We start from the raw sequence: 9,714 nt of genomic DNA on the forward strand, positions 1-9,714 counted from the left end.
TGAACGAACAGCGCGGGAACGTCCGATGACGAAGGTCCGCCCCGCTCCGGGCGGCGGCAGGATCGTCGAGGTCGAACCCGAACGGCTCCCGCGATGGGTCGAGCGCTTCGCCGAACGCAACGGCGGCATCGCCGCCCACCACGCCGAAGGCGACGCCTGGACGATCGAAGCGACGGACGGACCGGAGGCGAGCGTCCGCTGGGTGCTCGCCTCCGGCATCCCGCCCGAATGGCTTCTGGCCGGCGAACCGGTCGAGGTCGCCGAGCGCCTGCGCGCTTACGCGCTCGAGCCCCGCCGCCTCGGCGTCCTCCTGGCCCGCAAGGGCGCCTACTCGGTCGGCATCGTGGTCGACGGCCGCATCGAGGCCTCAAAGACCGACACCGCCTACGTCCAAGGCAAGACCAAGGCGGGCGGCCAGTCGCAGCAGCGCTTCGCGCGCCGACGCGAAGGCCAGGCCAAGGCCGCCGGCAAGCGCGCCACCGAAGCGGCGGTCGCCGTGCTCGCCGGAGCCGACCTCGACGCCCTCGTGACCGGGGGAGTGGTAGAGGGCATCCTCGAAGACCCCCGCCTGAGGCACCTGACCACAACCGTCCATATAGGTGACATCGCCGAGCCGAGGCAGGCGCTGCTCCAAGCGACGGCCTACCGGGCCATCGGCTTCGACATCCACCTCTGAGCCCCGAACTCCATCCGTTCTCCGGGTTGCCGTGACCGGGTCCTTCAGCGTTCGATGGCCAGCGCCGTCGACCAGTTCCCCTCGATCTGGTCCTGGACCTTCATGTGCAGCAGTTGGAACGCCTCGAGCGCACCGGCGTGCTTGAGCGCGCCGACCCGGATCGGCCGCAGGCCGCCGTCCTCGCACAGCCGCGCCACCTTGGCGCACGCCTCCTCGTCGTCACCGGCGATGAAGACGTCGAGCGCGCTCGGGACGGCGAGGCGGCCGGCGAAGGTGGTGTTGAAGGCCTTGACGACCGACGCGTCCGGCGCCGACTCCGCGATCTGCCGCGCCGCCGAGGTGCCCGTCGGCGTCACCAGGTCGTCGAAGGTCTCGAAGTCCACCGGGTTGCAGATGTCGACGACGGTCCTCCCCGCGAGCTGGTCCGCCCACTGGCGGGCCACCTCGAGGCTGCCCTGGTAGGGCGTCGCCAGGACCACGATGTCGGCGTCGCCCACCGCGTCCAGGGCCTCGCCGGTCGCGTCGTCGCCGAGCTCGGCGGCGAGCGTCTCGGCCTTCGACGGTTCGCGGTCGGCGACGCGCAGCCGGTGCCGGCCGGCGACCACGCGGGTGCCGATGCCGCGGGCCATGTTCCCCGAGCCCGCTATGAGAATTTCCATGGTTCCTCCTGTTCGGTGGGTGCTTCGGTCAGGGCGAGGTGTCGGCCTTGATCTCGGCCGCCGCGGCGTCGGGGTCCGCGGGGGGCTCCTGGGGCGCGCCCCGGAGTTCGAGGTCGGGCAGGAACAGGGTCATGACGATCGAGGCGGCGGCGATGACGGCGGCCACGGTGAACACCATGTCGAGACCGTCGGTGAACGCCTGCTGCACGACCTCCTTGACCGGCTCGGGCAGATGCCGGACGACCGTGGGCGACTCCATGACCTCGGACAGGTCATTCTCGCTGAAGCGCTGGGCCTGCTCGGGCGTGACCTGCGCGATCGCCTCCGGCAGCTTCGACTCGAGTTCGGCGGTGAGCCGGTGGTTCATGACCGCGCCGAGCGCGGCGGTGCCGATCGCGCCGCCGAGCGAGCGGGCGAAGTTGTTGGTCGACGTGCCCGCCCCGAGGTCGTCGACCGACACGATGTTCTGCATCGCCAGGACCAAGGGCTGCATGAACATGCCCATGCCGGCGCCGAGCACGAGCATGTAGAGCGCGCTGGTCCACAGCGGCGTGTCGAGGTGCAGCTGCGTGAACAAGGTCAAGCCTGCGGTGGTGACGACCGAGCCGGCCACCAGGAACCACTTGTAGCGGCCGATCTGCGAGATCACGAATCCGGACGAGACCGACGTCAGCAGGAGCCCGCCCATCATGGGGAGCATGAGCAGGCCGGAGTTCGTGGGCGTGTAGCCGCGCACCATCTGGAGGAACAGCGGGATGTAGACGATTCCCGAGAACATCGCGACGCCGAAGACGAACGCGATCGCCGTCGCCAGGCTGAACGTGCCGTGCCGGAACATGCGCAGTGGCAGGATCGGCTCCTCGGCACGGGTCTCGACGTAGAGGAACAGCGCCGCCAGGACCGCCGACGCCGAGAACAGCCCGATGACGACGCCCGAGCTCCACGGGTACGTCTGTCCGCCCCACGTCGTGGCGAGCAGCAGGAGGACCACGGCCGGCACGAGGCAGGCGGCGCCGAGGTAGTCGATCCGGCGGCTGCGCGTCGGGACCCGGTGGCGCCGCAGCACGATGTCGACGGCGAGGAGCGCGGCGAGCCCGGTGGGGAGGTTGATGTAGAAGATCCAGCGCCAGTCGACCTCGGCGAGCCAGCCGCCGAGCACGGGGCCGGCCACCGAGGAGATCGCGAAGACGCCGCCGAACAAGCCTTGGTACTTGCCGCGCTCGCGCGGCGGCAGGACGTCGGAGACGATGGTGAACGCCAGCGTCATCAGCCCGCCCGCGCCGAGGCCCTGCAGGCCCCGGAACAGCACGAGCTGGAGCATGTTCTGCGACAGGCCGGCCAGCGCCGAGGCGAGGAGGAACACGGTGATGGCCAGCAGGATGATCCGCCGCCTGCCGTAGAGGTCGCTCATCTTGCCGTACAGCGGGGTCGAGGCGGTGGTGGCGATGAGGTAGGCGGTGACGACCCAGGTGTAGTCGCTCATGCCCTGGAGATCGCCGACGATCGTGGGCAGGGCGGTGCCGACGATGGTCTGGTCCAGGGACGCCAGCAGCATCGTGAGCATGAGCGCGCCGAAGAGTGTGAACAGCTCCCTGCGGCTCAGCGCCTCCCCGGCTCGCCTGGTCTCGTCGCCCATAACCGCGAGCGTATGGCGCTGCCCGCGTCCGGGGTGCGGATTCGACTATTCGGGACGCTTGTCGACCGCCCACGCCCCGGCGGGGACGATGACGTGGCCGACCCGGGCCTCGGTGTCGGTGTGGTTGATGATGAACCGCCACTGGCCGCGGTCGACGACGTCGACGCCCCGCTGGCCGGGGCCGTTCAGTTCGAGGGCCTCGAAGAGCCGGTCCCAGGCCTCGTCGACGAGCTTGCAGGAGACGTACCAGGCCTCGCCCTCGCCGAAGGGGTTCACGGTGACCGCGGGCTGGTTCTCGATGACCTCGCCGGTGGCGTACTGGGTGACGCACTGGGCGCCGCGCAGTTCGACCAGTTCGCAGAAGCGTTCGGCGGCCCCGAAGTTCCACAGCGCCCGCAGCTCGCCGGCGGGCTGGGGGAGGTGTTCGAGGACGCGGATGCCGAACAGGTCGGTGAGCCCGCCGAGGAAGCCGCCGAGCCAGATCTGGCAGTGCTCGTCGACCGCGCCGGTCATGTAGGAGGCGACGAGGCGCCCGCCTCCGGCGGTGAACCAGCGGAGGTTCTCGGCGGCGGCCCTGCTGAGCACGTACGTGGTCGGGGCGATGACGGTGGAGTACTCGCCGAGTTCGCCTTCGGGAGAGACGAAGTCGACGGTGACGCCGCGGTCGCGCAGGACGCGGTGGATCTGGGCGACGTTCTCGAAGTAGTCGATCTTGGCGGGCAGGGAGGCGTGTCCGCCGGTGGCCCACCAGGATTCGGGGCTCCACAGGATCGCGACGTCGGCCTCGACGGGGGCGTCGACGGTTTCGGCCAGGCCCGGAAGCGCGGCTCCGAACTCGACGACCTCGCGGAAGACGCGGGTGTCCTTGCCGGCGTGGGGGACCAGCGCGGAGTGCCACTGCTCGGCGCCGCCGCGCCCGGAGCGCCACTGGAAGAACATGGCGCCCTTGGACCCGCGGCTGATGTGGATCATCGAGTGGCGCGCCATGCGGCCGGGCCCCTTGGCGATGGCGCCGTGGGGGCTGTGGACGGCGGCGGCGGCCTGCTCCATGAGCAGCCACGGCTTGCCGTCGGCCCAGGAGCGGGACAGGTCGGCGTGGAGGGCGCTCTCGCGTTCGGCGGTCTCGTCGGCGTCGCCGGGGTAGGAGTCGAAGGCGACGAGGTCGACCTCTTCGGCCCACCGCCAGGGGTCGACCGGTACCCATTGGCCGAACACGAGGTTGGTGGTGATCGGTATCTCGGGGCCGGCCTGGCGCAGCAGGTCGCGCTGCTCGCGGAAGTGGTCGAGCAGGGCGTCGGAGGTGAAGCGCTTGAAGTCGAGTTCGAGGGCGGGGTTGGTGAGGTACTGGGTGGCGCGCGGGGCGAGGATCTGCTCCCAATCGGAGTACCGCTGGCTCCAGAACGAGCCCCACCAGGCCTCGTTCAGGGCCTCCAGCGTGGCGTACTTCTGCTGGAGCCACACCCGGAAGGCCCGCTCGGCGTGGGCCGAGTGGCTGGTGGAGCCGTATTCGTTGTGGACGTGCCACATCGCCAGGGCCGGGTGCTCGGCGTAGCGCTCGGCGAGCTCGGCGGCGATGCGCGCGGACGCCTCGCGGTAGGCCGGGGCGTGGACGTCGTAGGTGTCGCGGGAGCCGTGGACCTGGAGGACGCCGTCGGGACGCGTGTTGAGCGCGTCGGGGTGGGCGAGGGTGAACCACGGCGGCGGCGAGGCGGTCGGGGTGGCGAGGTTGACGCCGATGCCGCCCTCGTGGAGCTTGTCGAGGACGCGGTCGAGCCAGCCGAAGTCGTATTCGCCCTCGCGCGGTTCGAGCCTGGCCCACGAGAAGATGCCGACGCTGACGAGGTTGACCCCGGCTTCGCGCATGAGGGCGACGTCGTCGTCCCAGACCGTCTCGGGCCACTGCTCGGGGTTGTAGTCGCCGCCGTAGCAGAGTCCGTCGACGCCTTTGGGCCAGTCCATGGGGGTCCTCCGGGGAGTCCGAACGCATTAGTTGCCGGACAAAACTAACTCGCTTGCGCGCGTTTGCCCAACTCGAGCGGGACCGACGCGACGAAGCTCGGTCATTCGGGAGCGAGCGCCGCGAACCGCTCGGCGCGCAGGCGCTCCGGCCAGGTGTCGTCGACCGGCGGCAGCGATGCGGGGGCGACCCCGACGGCCCACGACAGCAGCAGGTCGGCGAGTCGCGGGTTGCGCGAGAGCGCCGGACCGTGCATGTAGGTGCCGACCACGTGCCCGGCCCAGGCGCCCTCGGTGACGCCGTCGTTGCCGATGCCGGCCTGGACGTGCGCCAGCGGCTGCACGGCCTCGCCGAGGTGGGTGCGCCCGCCGTGGTTCTCGAAGCCGGTGATCGGCCCGATGCCGAGCGCGGGGGAGCCCTCGCCGCTGACCTCGCCCACCGCGCGGGATTCGCCCCGGTCCGAGCGCAGGTCGAGGATGCCCAGACCCGGGTAGCAGCGGCCGTTGGCGTAGAACGACTCGCCGAGCAGCTGGTAGCCGGCGCAGACCGCCAGGACGGGCCTGCCTGCGTCGGCGGCCTTGACGAGCGCGCCGTCGTCGAGGAGCCGCTCGGCCGCGACGGCCTGCGGACCGTCCTCGCCGCCGCCGATCAGGTAGAGGTCGGCGCCGTGGGGGACGTGCTGGTCCGAGCGCACCTGCATCGGTTCGACGTCGTAGCCGCGGGCGCGGGCGCGGTGGGCCAGCACGAGCAGGTTGCCGCGGTCGCCGTAGGTCGACAGCAGGTCCGGGTACAGCCAGACGATGCGCAGTGTGCTAATTGACACGATTGAACTCCGCTCGGATGTCTTGGAACGCCGTGTAGTTCGCGACGACCTCGACCGGGCCGGGAGCCACGGCCGCGATCGCCGCCTTGATGTCGTCGACGACGATGAAGTCGACCCGGTCGACCTCGAGCCGTACGGCGAGGTCGGTGCGCCGGTCCCCGGTGACGACGACCTTGCGGCCCGCCAGCGAGGTGAAGTCGACGTCGTAGATCCAGGAGGTGTCGAAGCCGTCGACCTCCCGGGCGTTGAGGGAGAGCACCACCGGCGGGTCCTTCTCGATCATGTCGAACGACTCGAGCCAGCCCGCCGGGTTCTTCGCCAGCAGCAGCCGCAGCTGCCTGCCGTCGCGTTCGACCCTCGCGTAGCGCCCGGCCACCGAGGTCACCTCGCCGAGCCGCGGTGCGGCCTGGGCCGGCTCGACGCCGAACAGGCTCGCGATCGCGAGCGCGGTCGCGGCGTTGGCGCGGTTGATCCGGCCCGGTAGCTGGAGGTTGAGGTCGTAGCGGCGCCCGTCGGGTCCGACGACGGCCTCGCCGGTGTGCGCGACCGACCACTGCGGCGAGGGTCGGTTGAGCCCGCAGTTGGTGCAGCGCCAGAATTCGCCGAAGCGGTCGAGGTGGGAGCCGCAGTTGGGGCAGATCGCCGAGTCCGCGGTCCAGCTCTGCCCGGCCGCGACCCACACGACGCGCTCGCACACCGAGGCGGCCCACACGATGAGCGGGTCGTCGGCGTTGGCGACGATCGTGGTCTGGCCGGCCGAGGTCTGGAGGGTCTGGCGCCACTTCGCCGCGAGCGCGGTGACCTCCATCGCCCGGTCGAGCTGGTCGCGCGAGAGGTTGAGCAGCGCGACGACCTTGGGGTGCGCCGCGTCCAGCAGCTGCCCCAGGTAGTGCTCGTCGCATTCGAGCGCCGCGAAGCTCGCCTTCGGGGCCTTCGCGAGCGCGGTGGTGTGACCGGTCGGCATGTTCGCGCCGAAGGAGTTGGTGGCGACCCTCCCGATGGCCTCCAGCGCGGCGGTGGTGAACCGGGTCGTCGTGGTCTTGCCGTTGGTGCCCGAGACGAGGACGACGTGGCGGCCGTCCGCGAGCAGTTCGAGGAGTCGCGGTTCGACTATCAGCCCGACGCGCCCGCCGATGACCGAGCCGTCACCGCGGCCGGTCGCTCGCGACAGGGCCGCGGCGGTCCGGAGTAGTGCGGTGGCGAATTTGGCGCGTGCTGGCAGATTCGCGCTCATGTGGGCTCGCTTTCCACTTGATCGGACTCGACGACTATGCAGAAGAGTTTGTCACACGTCTGCGGGCGGGCGTGCCGAGCGGGAGGTGTGGGTGAGGCGGCCCGCGGCCCTGCTCCGCGGTCCGGGCGACATCGAGCGGTCCGTCGGCGCCACTCGTCTCGGTAGCGAGGCCGCCACGTCGGGTGTCCATTGGGGTCGCTCAACGTGGCCGTCCAGTCGCTCCGCCTTGCGCGCCCGGGCGGCCTGAAGGGGTGAATTATGAATGAATCTCGTGCTGGGGGCCGTACTGGGCCACTCGCCACTCCACTGCCCTCCACCGACATTGAGCTGCGCCTTCACCACTCGAATCATGGATGTCCGGGCGAAACAACCCCCATGAGTGGGGAGAAGTGGAGTATGGTGGGGCGCATTGGTGGGACGGGGTTCCCGCCGACGCGGCACGGGAGGCCGCGCAGCTTGAGAGTCACGGGGGGTGGCGCCGATGTTCCTCGGCACCCACACCCCGCGCCTGGACGACAAGGGCCGCGTCATCCTCCCCGCGAAGTTCCGGGAAGCACTCGCGGAGGGGGTGGTGATCACGAAGGGCCAGGAGCGGTGCCTCTACGTCTTCCCCGACGACGAGTTCGCCCGCCTGGCCGAGGCGCTCCAGCAGGCGCCCATGTCCAGCAAGACCGCCCGCGCCTACAACCGGGTCTTCTTCGCCTCGGCGCACGACGAGGTGCCCGACAAGCAAGGGCGCGTGACGATCCCGCCGCGGCTGCGCGAGTACGCCGGACTCGAGCGCGACCTGGCCGTCATCGGCGCCTCCAACCGCGTCGAGATCTGGGACGCGGCGACCTGGGACTCGTACCTGGAGGCCTCCGAGGAGGCCTTCTCCGACATCGAAGAGGGCGACCTGCCCGATGGACTGTGAAAAGGAGGTGAGTGACATGAACGCACCGCACGTACCCGTCATGCTCGACGAGGTGCTCGAATACCTCGCGCCGGCCGCCTCGCGGCCCGGCGCGGTCGCCGTCGACGCCACCCTCGGCGCCGGAGGCCACACCGAGGCGCTCCTGTCGGCGCACCCCGGACTCACCGTCATCGGCATCGACCGCGACCCCACCGCGCTCGAACTCGCCTCCAAACGACTCGCCGACTTCGGCGACCGCTTCGTGCCGGCCCGCGCCGTCTACGACGCGATCCCGCAGGTCCTGAGCGACCACGGCCATGGGGCCGCCGACGCGATCCTGTTCGACCTCGGCGTCTCCTCCATGCAGCTCGACCAGCCCGAACGCGGCTTCGCGTACGCGCGGGACGCGCCGCTGGACATGCGCATGAACCCCGACGACCACCTCACCGCCGAGATCGTCGTCAACACCTACGAGGTGAGCGACCTCATCCGCATCCTCCGCGAATACGGCGAGGAGAAGTTCGCGCCCCGCGTCGCCAAGGCCATCGCCGCGGCCCGCGCCAAGGCGTCGATCACCTCGAGCCGCGCGCTCGCCGACCTCGTCCGGGACGCCATCCCGGCCGCGGCCCGGCGTACCGGCGGCAACCCCGCCAAGCGGACCTTCCAGGCCCTGCGCATCGAGGTCAACGGCGAACTCGACACCTGGCGGGCCGCCCTGCCCGCCGCCCTCGACGTGCTCGCTCCGGGCGGGCGCGTCGTGGTGATGTCCTACCACTCCCTGGAAGACCGCATCACCAAGCACGAACTGGCCCGGCGTGCCAGCTCGACCAGCCCGGCCGGCCTGCCGGTCGAACTCCCCGGAACCGAGCCCACCTTTCGACTCCTGACAAGGAAAGCCCAGCAACCGACCAAGACCGAACTCGACCGAAACCCGCGATCGGCGCCGGCGCGACTGCGCGCCGCCGAGCGGGTCGCAACGTCCACCGGAGAAGGAGGCGACTCATGAGCAACGCGCCCTACCGTCGGCCCCGAGCAGACGCCGACGAGATCATCAAGGCCGCACGCCGCAGGTCTCGCGCCGCGTCCTCGCGGCGCCGGGCCCTCGTCGGCGAGTCCGCCGAGACTCCGGTCGTCGACGGCTCGCTCGCCGTGCAGCCCGAGACCGTCCCGGTCTCCGCGCCTCCGATCCACGAGCGCGAGACCGAGGCGATCCCGACCGAGCGCACCCGCCCGGTCGAGCGCCCGAAGGCCAAGCCCGCGCCCGAACCGGTCGAGATGCCGCGCCCGGCGTTCGTCGGCGGCGTCGTCGCCCTCGTCGTGGCCGGCATCGTGGGCCTGCTGCTGCTCAACACCGTCATCAACGAGGACGCCTACCACCTCCAGGAGCTGCGCGCCGAGAAGACCGAGCTCAGCCAGACCGAGCAGGAGCTCACCAGCGAGCTCTACAACCTCAACTCGCCGGTGTACCTGGAGGGCAGGGCGAGGGAGTTCGGCATGGTCAAGCCCGAGGAGTACACCTACCTCGACCTGTCCAGCGGCGAGACGGTCGAAGCGCCCCGGAGCGAGGAGTAGCAGGTGGAAGCATCCGACCCCGGTCGACGGCGCGACCCCTCATCGATCAGTCGAGCACGCCGTTACACGCCTCGCGGACGCACCGTCCGCGAGGCGGCTTCGGATTCGGCGGAGGACAACCGGGCCCGCGAGCACGGCGCGCGCGACCGCGAAGCCGCGCGCCGCGCCCGCACCCGCGAAGCCAAGGAACAGGCCGAGGACCTCGCCGCGAAGCGCCGCCGCGAGGCCGCCGCGCGCTCGCGCCAGCGCCGCCAGCGCGAACCCG

At 71.0% G+C, this 9,714-nt stretch carries 9 protein-coding genes and 1 pseudogene; 5 read left to right on the forward strand and 5 right to left on the reverse strand.

Annotated features, from left to right (window positions below):
* Nucleotides 1-25 precede the first annotated feature (25 nt).
* On the forward strand, nucleotides 26-676 hold the full coding sequence (locus tag ACYVK3_RS19725; RefSeq protein WP_460499054.1) for an acVLRF1 family peptidyl-tRNA hydrolase: 651 nt from the start codon (nucleotides 26-28) through the stop codon (nucleotides 674-676).
* Nucleotides 677-720: 44 nt separating this feature from the next.
* Here ACYVK3_RS19725 and ACYVK3_RS19730 read toward each other — a convergent pair whose 3' ends face one another.
* The 5 genes from ACYVK3_RS19730 to ACYVK3_RS19750 form a co-directional block, all read right to left on the reverse strand.
* Nucleotides 721-1,335 carry an NADPH-dependent F420 reductase gene (locus tag ACYVK3_RS19730; RefSeq protein WP_460499055.1) on the reverse strand — a complete coding sequence of 205 codons (615 nt, stop codon included), beginning with the start codon at nucleotides 1,333-1,335 and terminating at the stop codon, nucleotides 721-723.
* A gap of 28 nt (nucleotides 1,336-1,363) precedes the next feature.
* Nucleotides 1,364-2,971, reverse strand: coding sequence for an MDR family MFS transporter (locus ACYVK3_RS19735; RefSeq protein ID WP_460499056.1), 1,608 nt, complete (start codon nucleotides 2,969-2,971; stop codon nucleotides 1,364-1,366).
* A gap of 45 nt (nucleotides 2,972-3,016) precedes the next feature.
* Nucleotides 3,017-4,930: a beta-galactosidase gene (locus tag ACYVK3_RS19740; protein WP_460499057.1), complete on the reverse strand. Its 1,914-nt coding sequence runs from the start codon at nucleotides 4,928-4,930 to the stop codon at nucleotides 3,017-3,019.
* A 101-nt stretch (nucleotides 4,931-5,031) separates the two neighbouring features.
* Nucleotides 5,032-5,751, reverse strand: a complete 720-nt coding sequence (locus tag ACYVK3_RS19745) for a type 1 glutamine amidotransferase (RefSeq protein ID WP_460499058.1) — start codon at nucleotides 5,749-5,751, stop codon at nucleotides 5,032-5,034.
* Nucleotides 5,741-6,973 (reverse strand): MurT ligase domain-containing protein, encoded by a 1,233-nt coding sequence (locus ACYVK3_RS19750; protein ID WP_460499067.1) that lies wholly within the window; start codon nucleotides 6,971-6,973, stop codon nucleotides 5,741-5,743. Before ACYVK3_RS19750 ends, ACYVK3_RS19745 begins: the two co-directional genes overlap by 11 nt.
* 493 nt (nucleotides 6,974-7,466) lie before the next feature.
* Between ACYVK3_RS19750 and mraZ the strand changes: the two genes are divergently transcribed.
* The 4 genes and pseudogenes from mraZ to ACYVK3_RS19770 all read left to right on the forward strand — a co-directional run.
* Nucleotides 7,467-7,898 (forward strand): division/cell wall cluster transcriptional repressor MraZ, encoded by a 432-nt coding sequence (gene mraZ, locus ACYVK3_RS19755; protein ID WP_460499068.1) that lies wholly within the window; start codon nucleotides 7,467-7,469, stop codon nucleotides 7,896-7,898.
* 16 nt (nucleotides 7,899-7,914) lie between these two features.
* Nucleotides 7,915-8,883 carry a 16S rRNA (cytosine(1402)-N(4))-methyltransferase gene (gene rsmH / locus ACYVK3_RS19760; protein WP_460499059.1) on the forward strand — a complete coding sequence of 323 codons (969 nt, stop codon included), beginning with the start codon at nucleotides 7,915-7,917 and terminating at the stop codon, nucleotides 8,881-8,883.
* On the forward strand, nucleotides 8,880-9,449 hold the full coding sequence (locus ACYVK3_RS19765) for an FtsB family cell division protein (RefSeq protein WP_460499060.1): 570 nt from the start codon (nucleotides 8,880-8,882) through the stop codon (nucleotides 9,447-9,449). Before rsmH ends, ACYVK3_RS19765 begins: the two co-directional genes overlap by 4 nt.
* A 3-nt stretch (nucleotides 9,450-9,452) precedes the next feature.
* Nucleotides 9,453-9,714: pseudogene (locus ACYVK3_RS19770) on the forward strand (hypothetical protein); the annotation flags it as partial.

Source organism: Glycomyces tarimensis, assembly GCF_054776215.1.